The 21,656-nt window shown below is 74.2% G+C and carries 22 protein-coding genes and 1 pseudogene; 13 read left to right on the top strand and 10 right to left on the bottom strand.

Features of this window, described 5'->3' with window-relative positions:
* Window positions 1-5 precede the first annotated feature (5 nt).
* From ACFWN3_RS07390 to ACFWN3_RS07375, 4 genes are all read left to right on the top strand, one after another.
* Window positions 6-851, top strand: coding sequence for a glycosyltransferase family 2 protein (locus tag ACFWN3_RS07390; protein ID WP_377644849.1), 846 nt, complete (start codon window positions 6-8; stop codon window positions 849-851).
* Window positions 852-916: 65 nt separating this feature from the next.
* Complete coding sequence (locus ACFWN3_RS07385; RefSeq protein WP_377644847.1) at window positions 917-1,699, top strand: GAF and ANTAR domain-containing protein; 783 nt, start codon at window positions 917-919, stop codon at window positions 1,697-1,699.
* Window positions 1,700-1,773: 74 nt separating this feature from the next.
* Window positions 1,774-2,514, top strand: a complete 741-nt coding sequence (locus tag ACFWN3_RS07380; protein WP_377644845.1) for a GAF domain-containing protein — start codon at window positions 1,774-1,776, stop codon at window positions 2,512-2,514.
* A gap of 5 nt (window positions 2,515-2,519) precedes the next feature.
* A complete protein-coding gene (locus ACFWN3_RS07375; RefSeq protein WP_377644843.1) occupies window positions 2,520-2,882 on the top strand; it encodes a 2-polyprenylphenol hydroxylase in 363 nt (120 codons plus the stop codon).
* Here the strand turns inward: ACFWN3_RS07375 and ACFWN3_RS07370 are convergent.
* From ACFWN3_RS07370 to gntA, 5 genes are all read right to left on the bottom strand, one after another.
* Window positions 2,879-3,889, bottom strand: a complete 1,011-nt coding sequence (locus ACFWN3_RS07370; protein WP_377645555.1) for an IS481 family transposase — start codon at window positions 3,887-3,889, stop codon at window positions 2,879-2,881. The genes ACFWN3_RS07375 and ACFWN3_RS07370 overlap by 4 nt on opposite strands.
* Before the next feature lie 123 nt (window positions 3,890-4,012).
* Complete coding sequence (locus ACFWN3_RS07365) at window positions 4,013-4,399, bottom strand: hypothetical protein (protein ID WP_377644841.1); 387 nt, start codon at window positions 4,397-4,399, stop codon at window positions 4,013-4,015.
* Window positions 4,396-4,935: a hypothetical protein gene (locus tag ACFWN3_RS07360; RefSeq protein WP_377644839.1), complete on the bottom strand. Its 540-nt coding sequence runs from the start codon at window positions 4,933-4,935 to the stop codon at window positions 4,396-4,398. The genes ACFWN3_RS07365 and ACFWN3_RS07360 overlap by 4 nt, the downstream gene beginning before the upstream one ends.
* 28 nt (window positions 4,936-4,963) lie before the next feature.
* Window positions 4,964-5,644, bottom strand: coding sequence for a DUF1989 domain-containing protein (locus ACFWN3_RS07355; protein ID WP_377644837.1), 681 nt, complete (start codon window positions 5,642-5,644; stop codon window positions 4,964-4,966).
* A complete protein-coding gene (gntA, locus tag ACFWN3_RS07350) occupies window positions 5,641-6,390 on the bottom strand; it encodes a guanitoxin biosynthesis heme-dependent pre-guanitoxin N-hydroxylase GntA (RefSeq protein WP_377644835.1) in 750 nt (249 codons plus the stop codon). The genes ACFWN3_RS07355 and gntA overlap by 4 nt, the downstream gene beginning before the upstream one ends.
* Before the next feature lie 239 nt (window positions 6,391-6,629).
* On the opposite strand from gntA, the gene ACFWN3_RS07345 reads away from it, so the two are divergent.
* From ACFWN3_RS07345 to ppsA, 3 genes are all read left to right on the top strand, one after another.
* Complete coding sequence (locus ACFWN3_RS07345; protein ID WP_377644833.1) at window positions 6,630-7,613, top strand: NAD(P)-dependent alcohol dehydrogenase; 984 nt, start codon at window positions 6,630-6,632, stop codon at window positions 7,611-7,613.
* 63 nt (window positions 7,614-7,676) lie between these two features.
* On the top strand, window positions 7,677-8,534 hold the full coding sequence (locus tag ACFWN3_RS07340) for a pyruvate, water dikinase regulatory protein (RefSeq protein WP_377644831.1): 858 nt from the start codon (window positions 7,677-7,679) through the stop codon (window positions 8,532-8,534).
* Window positions 8,531-10,900: a phosphoenolpyruvate synthase gene (gene ppsA / locus ACFWN3_RS07335; protein ID WP_377644829.1), complete on the top strand. Its 2,370-nt coding sequence runs from the start codon at window positions 8,531-8,533 to the stop codon at window positions 10,898-10,900. The genes ACFWN3_RS07340 and ppsA overlap by 4 nt, the downstream gene beginning before the upstream one ends.
* Before the next feature lie 15 nt (window positions 10,901-10,915).
* On the opposite strand, the gene ACFWN3_RS07330 is transcribed toward ppsA, so the two are convergent.
* Window positions 10,916-11,425, bottom strand: a complete 510-nt coding sequence (locus ACFWN3_RS07330) for a CinA family protein (RefSeq protein WP_377644828.1) — start codon at window positions 11,423-11,425, stop codon at window positions 10,916-10,918.
* A gap of 339 nt (window positions 11,426-11,764) precedes the next feature.
* Between ACFWN3_RS07330 and ACFWN3_RS07325 the strand changes: the two genes are divergently transcribed.
* Window positions 11,765-12,616, top strand: coding sequence for an SDR family oxidoreductase (locus ACFWN3_RS07325; RefSeq protein ID WP_377644827.1), 852 nt, complete (start codon window positions 11,765-11,767; stop codon window positions 12,614-12,616).
* Window positions 12,617-12,624: 8 nt separating this feature from the next.
* Window positions 12,625-13,320: an ANTAR domain-containing protein gene (locus ACFWN3_RS07320; protein WP_377644825.1), complete on the top strand. Its 696-nt coding sequence runs from the start codon at window positions 12,625-12,627 to the stop codon at window positions 13,318-13,320.
* A gap of 13 nt (window positions 13,321-13,333) precedes the next feature.
* On the opposite strand, the gene ACFWN3_RS07315 is transcribed toward ACFWN3_RS07320, so the two are convergent.
* Window positions 13,334-14,800: an LLM class flavin-dependent oxidoreductase gene (locus ACFWN3_RS07315; RefSeq protein ID WP_377644823.1), complete on the bottom strand. Its 1,467-nt coding sequence runs from the start codon at window positions 14,798-14,800 to the stop codon at window positions 13,334-13,336.
* Between the two features lie 39 nt (window positions 14,801-14,839).
* Complete coding sequence (locus ACFWN3_RS07310) at window positions 14,840-15,526, bottom strand: helix-turn-helix domain-containing protein (RefSeq protein ID WP_377644821.1); 687 nt, start codon at window positions 15,524-15,526, stop codon at window positions 14,840-14,842.
* 46 nt (window positions 15,527-15,572) lie between these two features.
* Between ACFWN3_RS07310 and ACFWN3_RS07305 the strand changes: the two genes are divergently transcribed.
* Both ACFWN3_RS07305 and ACFWN3_RS07300 read left to right on the top strand, forming a co-directional pair.
* Window positions 15,573-16,274: an aquaporin gene (locus tag ACFWN3_RS07305; RefSeq protein WP_377644819.1), complete on the top strand. Its 702-nt coding sequence runs from the start codon at window positions 15,573-15,575 to the stop codon at window positions 16,272-16,274.
* Complete coding sequence (locus ACFWN3_RS07300; RefSeq protein ID WP_377644817.1) at window positions 16,271-16,705, top strand: arsenate reductase ArsC; 435 nt, start codon at window positions 16,271-16,273, stop codon at window positions 16,703-16,705. The genes ACFWN3_RS07305 and ACFWN3_RS07300 overlap by 4 nt, the downstream gene beginning before the upstream one ends.
* A 6-nt stretch (window positions 16,706-16,711) precedes the next feature.
* Here the strand turns inward: ACFWN3_RS07300 and ACFWN3_RS07295 are convergent, their stop codons facing one another.
* Window positions 16,712-17,071: an ArsR/SmtB family transcription factor gene (locus ACFWN3_RS07295; RefSeq protein WP_377644815.1), complete on the bottom strand. Its 360-nt coding sequence runs from the start codon at window positions 17,069-17,071 to the stop codon at window positions 16,712-16,714.
* A 77-nt stretch (window positions 17,072-17,148) separates the two neighbouring features.
* On the opposite strand from ACFWN3_RS07295, the gene ACFWN3_RS07290 reads away from it, so the two are divergent.
* Window positions 17,149-18,510, top strand: coding sequence for an FAD-dependent oxidoreductase (locus tag ACFWN3_RS07290; protein ID WP_377644813.1), 1,362 nt, complete (start codon window positions 17,149-17,151; stop codon window positions 18,508-18,510).
* 183 nt (window positions 18,511-18,693) lie between these two features.
* Window positions 18,694-20,640: pseudogene (locus ACFWN3_RS07285) on the top strand (DUF11 domain-containing protein); the annotation flags it as partial.
* Between the two features lie 306 nt (window positions 20,641-20,946).
* Here the strand turns inward: ACFWN3_RS07285 and ACFWN3_RS07280 are convergent.
* The gene (locus ACFWN3_RS07280; RefSeq protein WP_377645553.1) at window positions 20,947-21,633 is read right to left on the bottom strand and encodes a copper homeostasis protein CutC; all 687 of its coding nucleotides are present in this window, start codon (window positions 21,631-21,633) and stop codon (window positions 20,947-20,949) included.
* Between the last annotated feature and the right edge of the window lie 23 nt (window positions 21,634-21,656).

Here is a 21,656-nt window from a genome sequence, read left to right as displayed (position 1 = left end):
GGGCCGTGAGCACCCGCCGGGTCGGTGTCGTCACCGTCGTGCGGGGCCGTCACGACCACCTCGCCGCGCAGGTCCGTGGGCTCCGGCGCCAGACGCGCGGGCCCGACGTGTACGTCGTCGTGGCCATGGACGACCCGCTGGTCCACGACGTCGTGCGCGCCGAGGCCGACCCGGACTGGGACGTCCGCCTCCCGTCGGTGTCGTGTCCCGACGGTCTGCTGCCGCTCGCCGCGGCCCGCAACCTCGGGGCGGCCACCGCCACGTTGGCCGGGGTGGACGACCTGGTCTTCCTCGACGTCGACTGCGTCCCGGACCCCCGGCTCGTGGAGCGGTACGCCGAGGTCCTCGCCGGGGCCCCGGTCGCGGCGGGGCCCGTCGTCCTGTGCGGTGGAGTGGCCTACGAGCAGCCTCCGCCGTCGGGGAGCGGCGAGGACCGAGGTGCGCCGCGGCACCACCCGGCCCGTCCGCTGCTGCCGGCCACGGCCGTCGAGCCCTGCGAGGACGTCACCTTGTTCTGGTCCCTGTCCTTCGCGGTCTCCGTGGCCGACTTCTGCGCCGTCGGCGGCTTCGACGAGCGCTACGTCGGCTACGGCGCCGAGGACACCGACTTCGGCCAGCGCCTCGTGCGCTCGGGTGGCCGCCTGTCCCTCGTCGGCGGGGCGGAGGCCGTCCACCAGTACCACGACAGCGCCGACCCGCCGGTCGACCACCTCGCCGACATCGTGCGCAACGCCAACGCCTTCGCCGAGGTGTGGGGGTGGTGGCCGATGGAGACCTGGCTCGAGAGGTTCCGCGCCCTGGGGCTGGCGGAGCGCGGCCCGGACGGTCGCTGGAGCGTCACCGGCCCCTGACCACGGACTCGGGAAATGTCCGGCATCCGACGAGTGTCGCGACGCATCGGGGGTAGGGACCACCGGTGACCGATCACGACCGACCGGAACCGAGCCCGAGCACCCCGGCGGAGCCGGGCGACGACAGCCGCCTGCTGCGCAGGCTCGCCGAGGCCGTCGCCGAGGTGCACCGGGACCTGGGCACGGTGGGCGGCCACGCCGCGCTCCAGCGCCTCATCGAGCGGGGTGCCTCTGACCTCGTCGGCGCCCGGTGGGCCAGCGTCACGGTGCTGCGCCGGGAACGGTTCCACACCCTGGTCGCGACCGACGACGTGGCCCGCGCCATCGACGCCCACCAGTACGCCTTCGGGTCGGGTCCCTGCGTCGACGCCGCCGTCGAGGACGCCACCTTCCTCACGCCCGAGATCGCCGACGAGCCGCGGTGGGCCCCGCTCGGGGAACGGCTGCGGGACGAGCTGGGCGTGCGCAGCATGCTCGCCTACCGCCTCCACCTGCTCGACGAGAACGACTCCGTGGCCGCCCTGAACTTCGCCTCGGACCGACGGGACGCGTTCTCGCGCACCGACGTCCACCGGGGGCTCGTCCTGGCCAGCCACTGCGCGCTGCTCGTCACGGCCGACGCGGCCCACACCAAGGCCGAGAACCTGCTCAAGGGCCTCGAGAGCAACCGGGAGATCGGGATCGCCGTCGGCGTGCTCATGGCCCGCCACGGCCTCACCCGCCAGCAGGCGTTCGACATCCTGCGGGTGGCGAGCCAGACCACCAACCGCAAGCTGGTCGACGTCGCGACGGAGGTCGGGGACACCGGGGTCGCGCCCATCGACCTCGACGTCGACCGCGCCCCCTGACGTCCGGTCAGCGGCGCGAGGACCCCACCGGCTCCGGGAGTTTGCGGCGCTCGGGGACGGGGAATGGACTCGTCATGGACCAGACGGCGGGAGTGCCCGTGCCCCTCGAACCCCTGCCGGAGACCCGCCGGGCGATGGAGGCCGTCGGCCGGTGGTCCGAGGCCGACCTCCTGCGCGGGCTCATGGACCAGGGCGAGCAGGTCCAGCGCCTCGTGCCGAGCTGCGTGGGCCTCAGCCTGACGGTGGCCGAGGGCGGGGTCACCTTCACCCTCGTCTCCTCCTCTCCCGACGTCACGCTGCTCGACGGCGTGCAGTACGCCGTGGGCGGTCCGTGCGTCGACGCCGTGGCGACCGACGAGACGATCCACGGTGGTGACGAGGACGGCTTCCTCGCCGAGGAGCGGTGGGCCGACTTCGCCCGCGCCAGCGCCCGGCACGGCGTGCGCAGCACCCTGTCGATGCCCATCCACCACGGTGGGCACCTCGTGGGCGGCGTCAACCTCTACGCGGCGGAGGCGGAGGCGTTCCGGGGCAAGGCCGAGGACGTGGCCGCCGTCCTCGGAGCGTGGGCGCCCGACGCCGTCAGCAACGCGGACCTCACCTTCTCGTCCCGCGAGAGCGCCACGCACGCCCTCGAGGCCATCGACGCCGAGAGCACCCTCGGTCAGGCGATGGGCGTCGTCATGGCGGGCCGCGGGGTCGACCGCGAGACGGCACGCGGCGTCATCGCCGAGGCCGCCCGCCGGTCGGGCGGCGACGAGCTCGACATCGCCCGCGCCATCCTCCTGCCCCACGTCGGCCCCGACTCCGCCTGAGGTCCGTGGACGACCGACCGGAGGGGCCCGGTGACGACGAGCGCTTCCTCGTCGTCGACGGGCGGCGCTGGCGGCGTGAGGACCCCGACCTGCCCGCCGACGTCCGCGGGACGCTCCTGTCGCACCTGGGACGCGGGCGGTCCGCCGTGGGTCGGGCGAGGCGGTCGGCCGACGACGCCGCCGTGGCGCGGGCCCGCCGCCGGGTCGACCTCGCCAAGCACGGCCTGGGGGAGCGGGGGGACCCGTGGTGGGAGCAGTCGGCGACGGCCCGCCGCCGCCGGTGGGAGCACGCCCTGGCGGAGCTCGCCGCGCTCGACGTCGATGAGGACGCCGCCCCCGACGACGCCGGCTCCCCGGACGGCGCCTAGGTGTGATGCCCAGCCAGGTTGTCCAACCGGGTGATGGGTGCGACCTTGCCGATCGCTGAGTGGGGCCGGTGGTGGTTGTACTGGTGGAGCCATGGTGACAGGGCGGCGAGGCGGTCGGTCTCGGAGGGATAGAACGTCTTGAAGGCCCACCCGTCGACCAGGGTGCGGTGGAAGCGTTCGATCTTGCCGTTGGTCTGTGGTCGGTAGGGGCGGGTCCGTTTCGGGGTGATGCCGAGCTCGGTGCAGGTGTCGCGCCACAGGTAGGAGCGGTAGGCGCCACCGTTGTCGGACAGCACCTGGCGCACGGTGACTCCGCGGGCAGCGAACCACGCGACAGCGTTGCGGAGCACGGCCGTGGCGGTCTCCTTCGTCTCGTCGTCGTGGGCCTCGACGTAGGCCACCCGGGAGTGGTCGTCGATGACGGTGTGCAGGTAGCAGGTCCCGATCAGCGGGTGGTGGTACTTGCTCTTGGGTGCTCCGGTCCGCCGCGAGGTCGCTGACCGGTTCCGCAAGCCTTGTTCGCGCCCGACGTAGCGCCAGCCGCCGCCGTCGGGGACCTTGCCGAGCTTCTTGACGTCGACGTGGAGCAGGTCGCCGGGACGTTCGTGCTCGTAGCGGCGGATCGGTTCACCGGTGACCCGGTCGATATGGGTGAGCCGGTTGAGCCGGCATCGCACCAGGACCGCGTGCACCGTAGAGGCCTGCATCCCGAGCAGGTCACCGATCGCGACCGGGCCGAGGCGATGTCGCAGCCGCAGGCTCACAATCCGTCGGACCACCCTGGTCGGGGTCCGGCCAGCCTGGTGGTGCGGCGCGCTCGAGCGGTCCACCATCCCGGCAGCGCCTTCGTCGCGGTACCGCTCGGCCCACTTCGCGGCAGTCCTCCAGGACACGTCGTACCGCTCGGCCGCCCGGGCGATAGGCCAGTCGTGATCCACGACCAGTTGTCCCAACCGCAGCCGGGCGCGTGGAGTCAGGGCAGCGTTGGAATGAGTAGCGTGAGACACGAGGACCTCCTGGTGCGGGAGCGGAACCGTCAAGCAGCTCCACTCCACACCGGGAGGTCTTCACCTGTCACCGGTCAGATCGAGTCCTCACACAAACTCGACCAACGTGACTGGACATCACACCTAGGGGCCGCTCAGGGCCGCGGCCAGCGCATCGGGGTCGGCGACGGTCAGCGTCGCCGCGGGGTGGCGCAGGGTCCCGGTCGGGTCGAGGACGACGACGGGCTCGACGAACGACACGCACAGCCCGCGCCGCGAGCTCGTCGCGAAGGTGACGCCGCGGTCCCGCAGACCCAGGTGCGCCGGACCGGCGGTCCGCAGCCAGGCGTAGTCGCCCGTGACGTCGGTGCCGGCGACGTTGGACCGCGGGGTGCGCAGCCGCCACGGGCCGAAGCGCACGAGGAGCTCGTCCTCGGTCACGGCCGCACGAGCGGTCGCCGGACGGATCCCGAAGAGCAGCGCCGGGAGCCGGTACGAGCGCTCGAACTCGAACGCGAACTCGCGCCTCACCGGCGGCCGAGACGCGGCGGCCGGTCGAGCAGCCCGGCGACGCCGCGCTGCTGCTCGCCGAGGTAGGCGTCGAGGACGAGCAGCCCGGCCGTCGCCGCCGGGGTGGCCCACTGGACCCACCGCAGCCGTTCCCCGAGCTCGCGTGCCTTCCGGCGTGCGGACGGGTCGCGGTCGGCGGCCTCCTGCGCGTCCCCGAGGGCCGCGCCGGACCGGTACGCCTCCGCGCTGGCGGCGACGGCCAGGCCCGTGAGGGCCGTCTTGAGGACGACGGCGACGGTCGTCGGCCGGTGGGCCAGGACGCGGCGCCGGTTGTCGGCGACGATCGCCACGCCGCTCAGCAGGTGCAGGGCGACGGCCGCGCCCTGCACGGGTCCCCACCGGCCCCAGCCCTCGTCGAGGATCGCGGCGCGCTCGCGGGCGTCGTCGCCCTCACGGGACGCCGGGTTGAGGGCGACCGCTCCCATGAGCGACCCCCCGAACCAGGCCGCGTTGGTCAGCAGGTGCGTCGCGCGCACCGTCGTGCTCCATGTCGTCATGGAGGCGACCTACCCGTTGTCGTCCGGCTCAGTCGTCGCGACCCCGACGTTCGACACGGACGTCGATGGGGGTGCAGGTGCCGTTGTTCGACTTCTCGGCCGAGCAGGCGGTGATCCCCGCGACGACGGGCAGCCTCGCCTCGATGGTGAAGCGGTCGCCGGCGCGGGTGGGCGGCGGGTCGATGTGGAGCTCCCCGCCCTCGTCGGTCCACACGTCCATGAAGACGTTGAGGGTCGTGCCGATCCGGTCGGGGTCCACGCCGTGCCGGCCGAGGGCGCCGACGAGGTTCGCGAAGCAGGAGGGGTGCGGCGCGCCGTGGAACTCCGGGTAGAGCAGGTCGAAGGTCTCCTGGCTGCACGGGGTGAGGGTCAGGTCGTGGGTCCCGACGGAGTCCTCGACGACGTCGGCGAGGACCCGGCTCCGGTTGCTCCAGAGCGAGGAGCCCGTCGAGACGTACACCGAGTTCCCGAAGTCGGTCGTCCGCCCCGAGGAGAACACCTCGGCCGGGTCGTCGGCGGCGACGAGGTAGAGGTCGCTCACCTGCTCGCCGCAGGGGTCGAGGAGGGTGAGGCGGTCGCCCGGTGCGAGGACCACGGCCGTCCCCGTCTGCGGGGGGATGCGGGTCCACCCGGGGGCCGGGCCCTCGGGTCCGCCGGCGTAGGCGGGCGGCTCGTCGGTGCGCGGGTACCTGCGCTGCGCGGGGTTCACGCGTGCTCCTCGTCGGTGGGGGTCGGGGCCTGGTCGGGGTCGGCGGTGAAGGGCGGCTCCCAGTCGTCGGGGACCGCCCGGCCCGAGTACTGGCGCGCCTCGGAGGACGCCCCGTGGTCGACCGCCATGGGGTTGGGTGCCCCCTGGAGGTCGGTGTCCCGTCGCCGGATCGTGTCACGCATCCGCTCGAACCTGCCGTCCGCGCGCATCCGCTCGAACTGCTCGTGGAGGTTGAACACGAGGGTCGGCAAAGGGGCCCGCCGGGCGATCCGGGAGGCCTGCGGGTGGAGGCCGACGACGAAGAAGGCGGTCGCGGCGATGCTGAACGCGAAGTGCGGGTTGCCGGGATCGGCGGCGACGCCCTCGGCCCACTGCTCGTCGTCGTGGTCGTGGAGGTGCTGCAGCGCGGTCCAGAGCGCGTGCTCGAACTGCGGCTCGTCCTCGAGCTCCGGCCCGCGGAAGCACGCGACGAACGAGACGAGGTCGCCGGTGGCGTCGACGTCCTGCGCGAACGCCCGCAGCTCCTCGCCGAGCTGGTCGAGGGAGCCGCCGGGCGAGGTGTCGGTGAGGTCGTCGAGGACGACGGTCGTGGCGGCGTCGCGGCGAAAGACCGAGCGCGCACCGAGGCAGGGGTACTCCGGGTGCGCGACCATCTCGGCGATGGCGGCGACCACCTCGTCGCGGTGGGCGGTCCCGAGCCCGGTGGCGGCCTGCTCGGCCAGGACCTCGTCGAGGGGCTCGGTCATCGGGGCCCCCGAGGTCCGGGGGTGGGGCGGCGGAGGCAGCAGGAGTGTCGGCGTGGCACGAGCAGGTCATACCCGCTCCCGCGGCCGTCCATGCCGTCGTGTCGAGGGTCGGGGGAGTGGCCGGGCCCGGGGCGGCTCAGGGGCGGGGTCAGGGTCGACCCCGATGGTGGGGCGCCCGGCCCGTCACTACCGTCGAGGAACCGGCCGGCACCGTCCGGACCACCAGGGCAGAGGACACCATGAAGGCGCTCGTGCAGGACCGGTACGGCACCTCCGACGTGCTGCGCGTCGACGACGTCGCCCGCCCGGAGCCGGGGGAGGGCGAGGTGCTCGTCCGGGTCGCGGCGGCCTCGCTCAACGCCGCCGACTGGCACATCATGCGCGGCGAGCCGAGGGTCGCCCGGCTCATGGACCGCCGGGTCTTCGGGCGCACCGGACCCCGGGAGCGGATCCGCGGTCGCGACGTCTCCGGGACGATCGAGGCGGTGGGCCCCGGCGTCACGTCGTGGCTCGTCGGCGACGAGGTGCTCGGGGAGGACGGCGCGACGCTCGCCGAGTACGTCGTGGTCCCGCAGACCTGCCTGGCCACCAAGCCGCCCGGCCTGTCCTTCGAGGAGGCCGCCGCGCTGCCGCTCGCGGCCACCACCGCCGACCTCTGCCTCACCAGCGGCGGTGTGCGCAGCGGCCACCGGGTCCTCGTCGTCGGCGCCTCGGGCGGGGTCGGGACGTTCGCGGTGCAGCTCGCCGTGGCGCTCGGGGCCCACGTCACCGCGGTGTGCAGCACCCGCAACGTCGACCTCGTCACCTCGCTCGGTGCCGCCGAGGTCGTCGACTACACCCGCGAGGACGTGACCCGGGCCGGAGGCACCCACGACGTCGTCGTCGACCTCGTCGGCAACCGCACCCTGCGCGACCTGCGCCGGGTCGTCGCACCGGGCGGGACCCTGGTGCTCTCGGGTGGCGGCAACCCCGGCGAGGGCGGCGTCCTCGGCCCGGTGGGCCTCATGGCCCGGGCGGCGCTGGTCGGACGGCTCCTCGGCCTGCGGGTCCGGGTGCCGAGGGCCGCGCCGGACGCCGCCCGCCTGGCCGAGCTCGCCGGCATGGTGGCCCGCGGCGAGATCCGCGCGGTCGTCGAGCGGACGTACCCCCTGCTGGACGCCGCCGCCGCGATGCGCCACCTCGAGGTCGACCACGCGCGCGGCAAGATCGTCGTGACGACCTGAGCGGGTCCCCCACAGCGGAACGCGCGTGGCACGCCCGGCGACGCAGGGCATAGCCTCGGGCCCATGGAAGACCCGGCCGTCCCCGTGTTCTTCCTCTCCGACAGCACGGGGATCAGCGCCGAGACGATGGGCAACGCGCTGCTCATCCAGTTCCCCGAGCGGCGCTTCGAGCGGCGCCTCATCCCGTTCATCGCCACGGCCGAGGAGGCGCACAAGGTCGTCGCGATCCTCGATGCCGCCATGGACGGTCCGGTCACCCCCCTGGCGTTCACGACCGCGGCCACCGACGAGGTCCGCGAGGTCCTGCTCACCTCGCGCTGCCCGATCATCGACTTCTTCGAGATGCACATGGAGAAGGTCGAGGCGGTCCTCGGGGCGCGTGGCGCCCGGGTCGCCGCCCGGCTGCACGGCGTCGGCGACATCGTCCGCTACAACTCGCGGATGCAGGCCGTGGAGTACGCGATCGAGCACGACGACGGCCAGAGCCTGCGGGCCCTGGACCGCGCCGAGGTGATCCTCGTGGCGCCCTCCCGGTGCGGCAAGACGCCGACGACGATGTACCTGGCACTCCAGCACGGGGTGTTCGTCGCGAACTACCCGCTCCTCGACGAGGACCTCGAGACGACGCGGCTGCCGCGCCCCCTGGCCGACCTCGGCGACCGGTGCTTCGGGCTCATCGCCACCCCGGCGCGGCTCAGCGAGGTGCGCCAGCAGCGGCGGCCGGACTCCACCTACGCCTCCCTGGAGCAGTGCACCAAGGAGCTGCGCCGCGCCGACGCCCTCTACAAGGCCAACGGCATCCCGGTCATCAACTCCACCACCCGGTCCGTCGAGGAGATGTCGACGCTGATCCTCCAGTCGATGGGCTCGCGGACGCCGTCCCGGGGCTCGCGGACCCCGTCAGAGAGAAGTCGGTCATGAGCAACGTCCTGTGGTTCTCGAGCCTGGGCATGAAGGACCTCGACCAGGTGGGCGGCAAGAACGCGTCCCTCGGCGAGATGGTCGGGAACCTGTCGTCGGCGGGGGTGAACGTCCCCGACGGGTTCGCCACGACGGCCGACGCCTACCGGCGCTTCGTCGGGCAGGAGGGGCTCGCCGAGCGGATCGTCGAGCTCATGAGGGGTCTGGACACCGACGACGTCATCGCGCTCGCCGACGTCGGGCAGGCCGTTCGCGCCGCCGTCATCGCGCAGCCGCTGCCCGACGACGTCGAGGCCGACGTCCGCCGCGCGTACGAGCAGCTGGCCGAGGGCAACCCCGACGCCACCTTCGCCGTGCGCTCGAGCGCGACGGCCGAGGACCTGCCCGACGCCTCGTTCGCCGGGCAGCAGGAGACCTTCCTCAACATCGCGGGCGTCGACAACGTCCTGCGCGCGGTCAAGGAGGTGTTCGCGTCGCTCTACAACGACCGGGCCATCGCCTACCGGGTCCACCACGGGTTCGAGCACGAGACGGTCGCGCTGTCGGCGGGCGTGCAGCGGATGGTCCGCTCCGACGTCGGTGCCTCCGGGGTCATGTTCACCATGGACACCGAGTCCGGCTTCGACGACGCCGTCTTCATCACCTCCTCGTACGGGCTGGGTGAGGCCGTCGTCCAGGGCGCGGTGAACCCCGACGAGTTCTACGTCTACAAGCCGGGGCTGCGTGCCGGCCGCCCCGCCATCCTCAAGAGGGGCGTCGGCGACAAGGCGACGAAGATGGTCTACACCTCCGACGCCGAGGTGGGCCGCACCACCGAGTTCGTCGACGTCGACCCGGCCGACCGGGCCCTGCTCAGTCTCACCGACGCCGAGGTCGAGGAGCTGGCCCGGCACGCCCTCGTCATCGAGGACCACTACGGCCGCCCGATGGACATCGAGTGGGGGAAGGACGGCACCGACGGGCGCCTCTACGTCCTCCAGGCCCGGCCCGAGACGGTGAAGTCGCGGCAGTCGGCGACGACGGTCACGCGGTACCGGATCAGCGGCGGGGGGACGCCCGTGGTCGAGGGGCGCGCGATCGGCCAGAAGGTCGGGGCCGGCGCGGTCCGGGTCCTCGCCTCGGCCGACCAGATGCGCGACTTCGTGCCCGGCGAGGTCCTCGTCGCCGACATGACCGACCCCGACTGGGAGCCGATCATGAAGCGCGCCAGCGCGATCGTGACCAACCGTGGGGGTCGCACCTGCCACGCGGCGATCATCGCGCGTGAGCTCGGCATCCCCGCGGTCGTCGGCGCCGGCAACGCCACCCGCGAGCTCGCCGACGGCCGCGAGGTCACCGTCTCGTGCGCGGAGGGCGACACCGGCTACGTCTACGACGGCCTCGTCGACTTCGCGGTCGAGGAGACCGACATGGCGGCGATGCCCTCGATCCCGGTCGGCATCATGATGAACGTCGGCACCCCCGACCAGGCGTTCGCCTTCTCGCGACTCCCGAACGAGGGCGTCGGGCTGGCCCGGCTCGAGTTCATCATCAACCGCCAGATCGGCATCCACCCCAAGGCGCTGCTCGACCACGAGTCACTGACCGGGACGGTCCGGGACCGGGTGGACGCGGCCGTGGCCCCCTACGACTCGCCCCGGCAGTACTTCGTCCAGCGGGTCGCCGAGGGCGTCGCCACGATCGCCGCGGCCTTCGCGCCGAAGCCGGTCATCGTGCGGATGTCGGACTTCAAGTCCAACGAGTACGCGAACCTCGTCGGCGGCGAGCTCTACGAGCCGCACGAGGAGAACCCGATGATCGGGTACCGCGGGGCCTCGCGCTACCTCTCGGAGGAGTTCCGCGAGTGCTTCGCGATGGAGTGCGAGGCCCTGAAGTTCGTCCGCGACGACATGGGCCTGACGAACGTCAAGATCATGATCCCGTTCGTGCGCACCGTCACCGAGGCCGAGGGCGTCGTCGCGCTCCTCGCCGAGCACGGCCTCACCCGGGGTGAGAACGACCTCTCGGTGATCATGATGTGCGAGGTCCCCTCGAACGCCGTCGTCGCCGACGCCTTCCTCGACCACTTCGACGGGTTCTCCATCGGGTCCAACGACATGACCCAGCTGACCCTCGGCCTGGACCGCGACTCCAGCCTCGTGGCAGCCGGGTTCGACGAGCGCGACCCCGCGGTCAAGTTCATGCTGGCGGCGGCCATCACCGCGTGCAAGGCGCGCGGCAAGTACGTCGGCATCTGCGGCCAGGGCCCGAGCGACCACCCCGACCTCGCCGAGTGGCTCCTCGAGCAGGGCATCGACACGATGTCGCTCAACCCGGACACCGTCGTCGAGACCTGGACCCGGCTCGGCCGGGTCGCCACCGGCTGACCCGACCCGCGGCGGTCAGCCCGCCTCCTCCTCGAGGGCGGCCCGCAGCATCCGCACCGACAGGGCCGTGGCCCCGGCGACGACCTCGGCCGGGTCGCCCGGGAGGTGGTGCTCCTCGGCGTGCCTGCCCCCGGGCCACGCGACGGCGAGCCACACGGTCCCGGGAGGCTGGCCGTCCTCGGACTGCGGCCCGCCGGCGCCCGTGGTCGACACCACGACGTCGGCCCGCAGCTCGCGCCGCGCCCCGCGGGCCATCGAGACGGCCGCGGCCTCGCTGACCACCGGGCCACGCGGGACGCCGAGGAGGTGGAACTTGACCTCACGGGCGTAGGCGACGACCGACCCCCGGAACCACGACGCGGCGTCGGGCGCCGCGCCGAGGACGCTCGCGACCGACCCGCTCGTCAGCGACTCCGCGGTGCCGACCGACCACCCGCGGGCGAGGGCGAGCCGGGCCACCTGGGCGGCGTCGGCGTCCACCCCCTCCGTCCCGGTGGTGGTCGCCTCGTCGTGCGTGGTGGTCATACCGAGGCGGTACCCGCTCGGGAACGCGGCAAAACGACGCCGGCGCCCGCGACCGTCCGTCCCGCGGACGGATGACGAGGCCCGGACGGGGTACGGAGAGGTCATGACGACGGCACCGGGACAGGGTGCGGACGGGCCCGAGGAGGACGCCACGGCCCCGGCCGTCACGGACCCTCCCCTTCCCCGGGACCCACCTCCACCCCCCGGCTGGGAGGACCCCTTCGAGGGCTCCGCGGTCCTCCACGACCTCAAGGTGGCGTCCGAGGACGCGCCCGCACGGTCGGGGGATGCCCGGCCCGACGAGGGGGAGGGCACAGGCACCGACGAGAGGAGCGGACGATGACCACCGACCTGCCCGCACAGCAGCAGGACTGGCCCGGGAGCACGGCCGAGCTCAACCCGCGCGCCGACCACGGCGAGGACTCGTGGACGGGCCGCGACCGCCTCGTCGGCAAGCGGGCGCTCGTCACCGGTGGCGACTCGGGCATCGGCCGCGCCGTCGCCCTCGCCTTCGCGCGCGAGGGGGCCGACGTCGCCTTCTCCCACCTTCCGGAGGAGCAGGCCGACGCCGACCGCACGGCCGCCCTCGTGCGGGGTGAGGGCCGACGGGTCGTGGTGGTGCCGGGTGACCTGCGGACCCACGAGGCCAACGTCGACCTCGCGCGGGCGGCGCTCGACGCCCTCGGCGGTGTCGACGTCCTCGTGTGCAACGCGGCCTTCCAGATGACGCACGACGCCGTCGAGGCCTTCCCGCCCGAGCAGGTCGAGCGCACCTTCGCCACCAACGTCTTCTCGCCGTTCTGGCTCGTGCGCGAGCTGGCCGAGGAGCTCGCCCGCAACCGGGGCAACGTCCTCGTCACGACCTCGGTCCAGGCGTACCAGCCGTCGGACCACCTCCTCGACTACGCGGCGACGAAGGCGGCCCTGAACAACCTCGTGGCCAACCTCGCGCAGGAGCTCGGCCCCCGGGGCGTCCGGGTCAACGCCGTGGCGCCGGGGCCCATCTGGACGCCGCTCATCCCCGCGACGATGGCGCCCGAGAAGGTCGAGGGCTTCGGCTCCGACACCCCGCTCGGGCGTCCCGGCCAGCCGGTCGAGGTCGCGGCGGCCTTCGTCTTCCTCGCGTCCGACGAGGCGAGCTACGTCTCCGGGTCGGTCCTGGGCGTGACCGGCGGGAAGCCGGTCTTCTGATGCGGGCCGTGGCGTCGGAGGAACGCGAGGCGATCGACCTCGTCGCGGCGGACGTGGTGCCCGCAGCGGGGGAGTCGGCCTCCCGACCGGAGCCGCCGACCGTCCGCCTGGGACTGCCCGGCTTCGACGAGGTCGCGGTCGTCGACCACCGTGCCGGGAGCCCTGAGGTCGTCGTGACCAGCGCCCCGGGCGTCGCGGCCGCGCTGACGGTGGAGGCGTGCCGGGGCGAGGGGCCGTCGACCGAGGCCGTGGGGGCCGGCGAGCTCGTCGTCTGTCGCGACCTCGAGCACGAGCGCCGCTGGCCGGCCTTCTCCGGAGCCGTCCTCGGGAGCCGCGTCGCGCTGCGTCGGTGGGTCGCGGTCCCGCTGGGCGTCCCCGGCGAGGCCGCCATCGGGTCCGTCGTGCTGGCGTCGGTGGCGCCCGGCATCGTCACCCCGTCCGAGCTGTCCGTCCTCGGCGCCCTCGCCGACCGGTGGTCGCTCGCCCTCACCGCACGCCTCGCGGCCGGCAGGGAGGCCCGTGCCGTCGTGGCCACCGACTCGGTGCGGGTCGTCGGCCTGGCCGTCGGGGTGCTCATGGCGAGCGAGGGACTCAGCGAGCCGGAGGCGCTCGAGCTGCTGCGGGGGCGGAGCGAGGAGTCGGGGTCCCGCCTGGCGGACGCCGCCGTGGCCCTGCTCAGCGAGCGGCGGATGTCGTTCCGCTGAGGGCGCTCGCGGCTCAGGAGTTCAGGCCCGCGAGGGCGAGGACGTCCTCCGGCCCGGAGAGGTCAGGAGTGGTGAGGAAGACCTGGGAGACGCCCAGCCCGGCGAGCGTTGCGTGCCTGGTGCGGTGCTCGGCGACCGTGCCGGCGTGCGTGCGGGCCGCGAACGTCGCGGCCTTCGTGCGGCCGCGCAGCCGCTCGACCCGCGCCCAGACGTCGTCGCGGTCGCGTCCGACGACGGGCAGGTCGAGGACGGTGACGGCGACCTCGGCCGGGTCGCGGCCGACCTGCGCGCAGTGCGCGCGCAGGACGTCGACCTTGTGCCGCAGGAGCTCGGCGTCCGAGGAGACGATGTTGCAGGCGTCGCCGAGCTCGGCGGCGATCCGCAGGGTCCGCCTCTCCCCACCGCCGCCGACGATGACCGCCACGGGGGCGGGTGGCCTGGGGTAGCAGGTGGTCTCGGGCAGGTGGACCCCGTGCTCGGAGTGCGGCCTGGTGCCCGGCGCCCACAGCGCCCGCAGGAGCCGGATGGAGTACTCCAGCTCGTCGAGCCGCTCCGGGGCCGAGGGGAACGGCAGCCCGTACGCGGCGTGCTCGCGCTCCCACCAGCCGGCTCCGATGCCGAGGAAGGCCCGTCCGCCGGTGAGCGCCGACAGGGTCGCGGCGGCCTTGGCCGTGATCCCCGGCTGGCGGAAGGTGACCGGCGTGCACAGGGTGCCGAGCCGCAGGCCGGTGTCGAGGGCGGCGAGGGCACCGAGCGCGACCCACGGCTCCGGGACCGGGTCCCACGCCCGGCCGACCTGCGGGATCTGGATGAGGTGGTCCATGAGCGAGAGCCCGGCGAACCCCGCCTCGTCCGCCGCGAGGGCCACGTCGCGCAGCCACCCCATCGGGTCCTCGCCCCACGGGAAGCGCGACACCTGGAGGAGCACCTCGACCCCGGTGGACGAGGTCCGGTCCCCGGCCGCTCCGAGGCGGTCTGCCGGCTCCGCGCGCTCGGGACGCGGGGCGGCCTCGGCGGTCTCCGGAGCGACCCGGAGGACGACGTCCCATCCCTCGGCACCGACCTCCCCGGCCACCTCGCGGGCCCGGCGCAGCTGCCCCGCCAGGGCCGGTGCGGGGACGGGGACGTCGCGCTCGGCGTTGCGGCGGCGGCAGAGGTCGTCGGGGGTGTCGAGGACGACGAGCACCGCGGGAAGCCCCGCCGTCCGGGCGAGCTCGAGCCACCGCCGTCGACGGTCCCCGTCGAGGCCGAGCGTGTCGACGACGGTCGTCAGCCGACGCCCGAGGCGCGCCGCGACGATCGCCTCGAGGAGGGCGAACGCGTCGGTCGACGCGTCGAGGTCGTGGGGTCCGCTGCCGACGACGCCGCGCAGGGTGTCGGAGCTGACGACCTCCTCCGCGCGGTAGCGCCGCGCCCACGTCGACTTCCCCGAGCCCGACGCGCCGACGAGCACGACCAGTGCCGGGTCGGGGAGCGACATGGGGGAAGTCTGCCCGACCGCACCCGACCGGTGCCGGGCTCAGGCGGGCACGACCACCGGGGCGAGGGCGTGGACCCGGGACTCGAGCGCGGCGTACGCCCGCTCGAACGCGGCGCGTCCCCCGGCGACGGGATCGGCGACCGACCAGTGGGCCCAGGCAGCGACACCGATCTCCTCGTGCGCCCGGTCGCAGACGGTGATGACGAGGTCGTCGCCGGCGAGCGTGTCGGCGAGGAGGCGGGGCGCGACATCCGGGACCTCGAGATCGTGCCGACGCCCCACCGAGATCGCCGCCGGGTTCACCCTCGAGCCGGGATCGGTTCCGGCGGAGGCGGCCTCGACCGTGCTGGCGCGCCGCCACAGGGCGGCGGCGAGGTGCGAGCGCGCGGTGTTGGCGGTGCACACGAACAGGACCCTGCGGGCGGGCGTGACGCTGCCACCCCGCGGGGCTCCGTCCCGCACCAGCGGCGCCAGGGGGCCCCCGAGGGAGAGGTAGGTCCGACGCGCGTCGCCCTCCGACCGGTGCCGGGTCACGAGCCCGGCCTGCTCGAGGACGCGCAGGTGGTGTGCGAGGAGGTTCGACGCCACGCCGAGCCGGGCTCCGACCTCCGAGACCGACGCGTCGCTCGTGGCGAGGAGGTCGACGACGCGCAGCCGGGTGGGGTCGGCCATCGCGGCGTGGACCCGGACCCGGTTCTCCAGGGTCACCGTTTGCTCAGTGTTCATTGAGTCAAGTTTGACTGAGTGGTCGCGCCTCGGTCAAGATGCTGGCGTGCTCGAGCCCGTGACGCCACCCCTCCCGCGCCGCCTCCTCGCGGAGTCGCTGGGCACCGGGCTCCTCGTGGCCGTGGTCGTCGGGTCGGGCATCGCGGCGCAGCGCCTCTCGCCGGAGGACGTCGGCCTCCAGCTCCTCGAGAACAGCACGGCGACCGTCCTCGGGCTCACCGCCCTCATCCTCATGGTCGGTCCCGTGTCCGGCGCGCACCTCAACCCGGTCGTCTCGCTCGCCGACTGGTTCCTCGGCCGGCGGTCGGGGTCGGGCCTGTCGCTCGCCGGGGCGGGGGCGTACGCCGGGGCCCAGGTGCTCGGCGGCGTCGCCGGAGCGGTGCTCGCCAACGTCATGTTCGGCGTGGCCACGACCACGTCGACGACCGTGCGCGCGACCGGGCCGCACCTGCTCTCCGAGGTGGTCGCCACCGCCGGCCTCGTCACCCTCGTCTTCGCGCTCGTGCGCTCGGGTCGTGGCGCCCTCGCCGCACCCGCCGTCGGCGCGTACATCGGTGCGGCGTACTGGTTCACGAGCTCGACCTCGTTCGCGAACCCCGCGGTGACCGTGGGCCGCGTCCTCTCCGACACCTTCGCCGGCATCGCCCCGTCCTCCGCCCCGGCCTTCGTCGCGGCCCAGCTGGTGGGCCTCGTCGTCGGTGTCGTCCTCGTCCTCGCCCTCTACCCCTCGTCAGGAGAACCACGATGACCACGCCCCCGGATGCCGCCGCCCGACCCTCGGTCCTCTACGTCTGCGTCCACAACGCCGGCCGCTCGCAGATGGCGGCGGCGTACACCCACCACCTGTCCGCCGGTGCCGTCGAGGTCCGCTCCGCCGGGTCGGCCCCCGCCGACCGGGTCAACCCCGCGGCGGTCGAGGCGATGGCCGAGGAGGGGATCGACCTGACCGCGGAGGTCCCCAAGGTGCTGACGACCGACGCCGTGCGGGCGAGCGACGTCGTCATCACGATGGGGTGCGGCGACACCTGCCCGATCTTCCCGGGGAAGCGCTACGAGGACTGGGAGCTCGACGACCCGGCGGGCCGGGGCGTGGAGTCGGTCCGGCCGATCCGCGACGAGATCAGGCGCCGCGTCCTCGTCCTCCTCGACGAGCTCGGCGTCGAGCCGGTCGGGGCCTGACGCCCCTCAGTCGGGGGAGTGCAGCAGGGCGGCCATCGCGGCGAGGACGCCCGGTGCGACGGCGTAGTGGACCCACGTCCCCTCCTTGCGGCTCGTGAGCAGCCCGGCCTCGCGCAGCTTGCGGAGGTGGTGGCTCACGGTGGGCTGCGAGACGCCGACGTCGAGGATGTCGCACACGCAGGCCTCGCCGCCGGGGGAGGCGGCGATCTTGGAGAACAGGCGCAACCGGACCGGGTCGCCGAGTGCCTTGAACATCGCGCTCACCTGCTCGGCCTGCTCGGCGCCCAGCTCCTGGCGGGTGAGGGGCGGGCAGCAGGCCACGGCGCCGGCGCTGGTCAGCTCGAGGACGGGTGCGGTGCTCGTCATGCCCCTATCTTGACATCCGTCGATATAGGACGGCAAGATCGGTGTATCGACATCCATCGAACCATCAGGAGCGTGTCATGACCGGCGCACCCACCCCCCAGCACCCCGTCGTCGTCGTCGGAGCCGGCCCCACAGGGCTCGCGGCCGCGGCGCACCTCCTCGAGCGCGACCTCGAGGTCGTCGTCCTCGAGCGCGGCGAGCAGGCCGCCGCGGCGGTCCGGTCGTGGGGTCACGTCCGGCTGTTCTCCCCCTGGTCCGAGCTCGTCGACCCGGCCGCCCGTCGCCTCCTCGAGCCCCGCGGCTGGACCGCCCCCGACCCCGGCGGCTACCCCACGGGAGCGGACTGGGCCGCGCGCTACCTCCAGCCGCTCGCCGACGCCCTCGGCGACCGGGTGCGGTACGGCGTCACGGTCACCGGCGTCGCCCGGCGCGGCCGTGACCGCGTGGTCGACGCCGGACGCGAGGACGAGCCGTTCACCGTACACGCGCGCCTGGCCGACGGCACGGGCTCGCGGCTGACCGCGGCGGCCGTGGTCGACGCCTCGGGGACGTTCTCCGACCCCAACCCCCTCGGGGGCGACGGCTACCCCGCCGACGGCGAGGCCGAGGCCGCGTCCCTCCTCGGCCACCGCGTGCCCGACCAGGGCGCCCCGGCCGACGTCGAGCGCCACGGAGGTCGGCGCACCGCCGTCGTCGGTGCCGGCCACTCGGCCCTCACGGCGATCGTCGCCCTCACCGCCATCGCCGAGCAGGTCCCCGGGACCGAGGTCGTGTGGGTCCTGCGGCGCGGTGGCGTCGGCAACGCCTTCGGGGGAGGGGACGCCGACGAGCTGCCCGCCCGCGGGGCCCTCGGCCAGCGGGCCCGCGCCGCCGTGGAGTCGGGGCGCGTCGAGGTCGTCACGGGGTTCCGGACCGCCGCGGTCGAGCAGCACGACGGCACCGTCACCCTCGTGAGCGAGGACGGCGCACGGGTCGAGCGCCTCGACCGCGTCGTCACGCTCACCGGGTTCCGGCCGAACCTCGCCATGCTCGAAGAGGTCCGTCTCGACCTCGACGAGCGCCTGCAGGCCCCGGTCCGGCTCGCGCCGCTCATCGACCCCAACGTCCACTCCTGCGGCACCGTGTACCCGCACGGGGCGGCGGAGCTCGCCCACCCCGCGGAGCCCGGCCTCTACGTCGTCGGGATGAAGTCGTACGGGCGGGCGCCGACCTTCCTCGCGCTCACCGGGTTCGAGCAGGTGCGCTCGGTCGCCGCGGCCCTCGCCGGTGACCACGAGGCCGCCGGCCGGGTCGAGCTCACCCTCCCGGAGACGGGCGTGTGCGGCGGGGCCGGGCTCTTCGACCCCGACAAGGACGCGTCCGGTGGGTGCTGCGCCCCGGTGTCGCCGCAGACCTTCCAGCTGGTCCCCCTCGGGCAGGGCGCCGCCAGCGCGCGGTGACGGTCCACCGCGCGGTGCGTCGGGTGGCCGGTCCCTGGGCACAACCTCACAGCAGTGGACCCACGAGCCGCCCCGCGCCCCTACCATGACAAGGCGCCGCACCTGCGGGGCTTCGGTGGTGCTGGGCGTCAGGGGTCGTCACAGGTGCGGTCGGTCGGTGGTCCCGTCAGGGGACGTGTGGCGATGACGCTGCGCGCCCTGCTCGCGGTGTGTCTGGCGTCGCTCGCCGCGGTGCTCGTCGCTCCCGGAGCCGCCGGTGCGGCCGCGGCGTCCAGTGCCGACCTCGCCATCTCGAAGGAGATGTCGCCGAGTGCGCCCGTCCCCGGGGGCGAGGTGACGTTCACCATCACCGTGAGCAGTGCCGGTCCCGACACGGCGACGAACGTCGTCGTCGCCGACCAGCTGGACGTCGCGCTGTCGCAGGTGACAGCGGTGACGGACAGCGGGGGCACCTGCGACGTCGCCTCCGACGGCCTGCTCCTCTGCCGGCTCGGAGACGTCGACGCGAGCGCCGTCGTGACGGTGACCGTGACGGCAACCCTCGACGCCGGCTTCACCGACACGCTCGTCAACACCGCGAGCGTCGACTCCGACACTGAGGACCCCGAGCCCGCAAACGACACGGCGACCGCCAGCGGCGACCCCTCGCCGGTGGCCGACCTCTCGGTGAGCAAGGAGATCGAGCCCGCCGAACCCGTCCCCGGCGACCGGGTCACCTGGAGGATCACCGTCCTCGACGCCGGTCCGTCCAGCGCCGCGGACGTCACCGTGGCGGACCCCCTCGACCCCGCGCTCTCCGACGTCGACGTCACGACGACTGCAGGGACGTGCGACGTCGTCGACGGCACGCTCGCGTGCGACCTCGGCGACCTCTCGCCGTCCGACGGGCCGGTGGTCGTCACCGCCAGCGCCCTCCTCGACCCCGCCTTCACGGGCGCGCTGAGGAACACGGCGACGGTCGCCTCGCCGACCTCGGACCCCGAGGCCGATGACAACACCGCCACCGCGACCGGTGACGCGGCTCCGAGTGCAGACCTGTCGGTCGTCAAGACGGTCACCCCCACCCTCCCCGTCGGCGGGGACCGGGTGACGTTCCGCCTCACCGTCGACAACCAAGGGCCCTCGACGGCGACCGAGGTCACCGTCACGGACGCCCTGCCGAAGGGCCTGGCCGACATCGTGGCGAGTTCCAGCACGGGCACGTGCGACCCCATCGGTGACGACCGGGTCGTCTCCTGCCGCCTTGGCAGCGTCGCCGCGGTCGACCAGCCCGTCGTCGTGACCGTCAGCGCGACGCTGGCACGGAACGCCGGCGTGCTCACGAACACCGCCCACGTCTCGTCCTCGACCCCCGATCCGGACTCGTCCGACAACGACTCCACGGTGTCCGCCGAGACCGGGCGGGCCGCCGACCTGTCAGTCGTCAAGTCGGCTGATGTCGCCGCCGTCGTCGCCGGAGAGGACATCACCTGGACGATGACCGTCCGCAACGACGGACCCTCGACGAGCGACGCCGTCACCCTCACTGACCGGCTCCCGGACGCGGTGGGCAACGCACGGGTGGCGAGCGCCGGTGCCTGTGGCACCGTCGGCGGTGACCGCCTCCTCCGGTGCGACCTCGGCGACCTGGCGCCGGGGCGCGTCGTGGTCGTCTCCGTCACGGCGACGGTCGCACCGGACGTCACCGACGCGATCGAGAACACCGCCGTCGTCGCGTCGCCCACGACCGACGCCGACACGAACGACCGCACGGACTCCGTCGTCGTCGCCGTAGTGGCCACTGCCGATCTCGGCATCTCCAAGGAGGCGTCGACGGACGTCGTCCGAGCAGGCGAAGAGGTCACCTACACGCTGACCACGCGGAACCAAGGTCCCTCGACGGCGGCCCACGTCGTCGTGACCGACCACCTGCCCGACGGGCTCGTCCTCGTCGGGGCGGTCGAGACGGACACGGGGACGTGTGCTGCGCAGGACGACGTCGTCACCTGCGCCCTGGGTGACCTGGCGCCGGCGTCCACGGCCGTCGTCACCGTCACGGCGCGGGTGACGCCGGCGGCGGAGGGATCGTCGGTGACCAACTCGGCCTCCGTCGACTCGGGCACCGACGACCCGACCTCACGAGACGACGCGGACACAGCGGTCGTCAAGGTCGGTGGGGCGACCCTGCCTCCCCCGCCCGACGGCTCGCCGGGCTCCGAGGGTCCGCCGGGCTCCGAGGGTCCGCCGGGCTCCGAGGGTCCGCCGGGTCCTGCCGGCCCCACGGCGGACGGTCCGCCACTCGCCCGAACCGGGGTCGACCTCCGGCTCCAGGTGTTGATCGCGCTCGCGCTCTTGGCCTCGGGAGCAGCGATGTCCGCTGGGGCTCGGACCGTGGCCCCCGAAGCTCGGACTCGGAGCGGCGTCCTGCAGGGGCAGGCACCCCGATGCACCGCCGGCTCAGTGGCCGTCCAGTGGGTCGGTGAAGGGCTCGCGACACGCCTCGACGAGGGTGCGCGCGACGTCCTCAGACGTCACCACCCGGCCGGCGACGGTGGCCGGGGCGCGACCATGGACCTCGCCGACCCCGGTGTCGCGCACCAGGGTTCGCACGTTCCCGGGTCGCACGCCACCGGCAGCGAGGACGACGATCCGCCCGGCGGCCTGCTCGTGGAGGGAGGCGAGACGACTCGTGCCCTCGGCGGCCGAGCCGGGTCCACCGCCCGTGAGGACGCGGTCGACCCCCAGCCGGACGAGGGTCTCGAGGGAGTGCGACAGGTCTGCGGTGTCGTCGAACGCCCGGTGGAACGTCACGGGGGCGCCGCCCGCAGCGGCGACGAGACGGGCGGTGGCCTCCTCGTCGACCCTCCCGTCGGTCGTCAGCGACCCGATGACGAGGCCCACCGGGACGCCGGCGGGCAGCGCCAGGACGGCCGCGACGTCGGCGAGCATCACCGCGACCTCGGCCTCGTCGTGGACGAAGTCGCCGCCGCGGGGGCGCACGAGCACCTGGACCCCGACCCGGGAGGTCCGCGCCAGCACGGAGGCGACGGTGCCGATGCTCGGCGTGACGCCGCCGACATCGAGGTCGGCGCACACCTCGACCCGGTCCGCGCCCGCCCGCTCGGCGGCGACGGCGCCCGCCACGTCGTCGACACAGACCTCGACGA

Origin of the sequence: Oryzobacter terrae (assembly GCF_042756445.1) — a bacterium.
GTDB classification, from domain to species: domain Bacteria; phylum Actinomycetota; class Actinomycetes; order Actinomycetales; family Dermatophilaceae; genus Oryzobacter; species Oryzobacter terrae.
This window is presented reverse-complemented; position numbering and strand designations above follow the sequence as displayed.